General features: G+C 45.9%; 1 tRNA gene. It reads left to right on the top strand.

Features of this window, described 5'->3' with window-relative positions:
• The first annotated feature begins 115 nt into the window (after window positions 1–115).
• Window positions 116–201 (top strand) — tRNA-Leu (locus GXK58_RS26895).
• Window positions 202–316: the final 115 nt, after the last annotated feature.

The raw sequence follows: 316 nt of genomic DNA, 5'->3' as shown, positions 1-316 counted from the left end.
CTTAGGATCTGGCGCCGCAAGGCGTGGGGGTTCGACTCCCTTCACCCGCACCATTAATTACCTCTTGAATTAATTAGAGTATAATGTTATTATTGATTTTGTCGCTAATTCATATGCGGTCGTGGCGGAATGGCAGACGCGCTAGGTTGAGGGCCTAGTGGGGGCAACCCCGTGGAGGTTCAAGTCCTCTCGGCCGCACCAAAAAAGTTGTTGACAAATTGAAATTGCTTTGATATAATTTAAAAGTTGCTTTAAAAATAAGCGCCCTTAGCTCAGCTGGATAGAGTGTTTGACTACGAATCAAAAGGTCGGGAGT

The sequence above is a fragment of the Bacillus sp. USDA818B3_A genome (assembly GCF_009928415.1).
Taxonomy (GTDB): Bacteria; Bacillota; Bacilli; order Bacillales; family Cytobacillaceae; genus Neobacillus.
The sequence above is the reverse complement of the archived record's forward strand: the minus strand, read 5'-3'. Positions and strand labels throughout refer to the sequence as shown.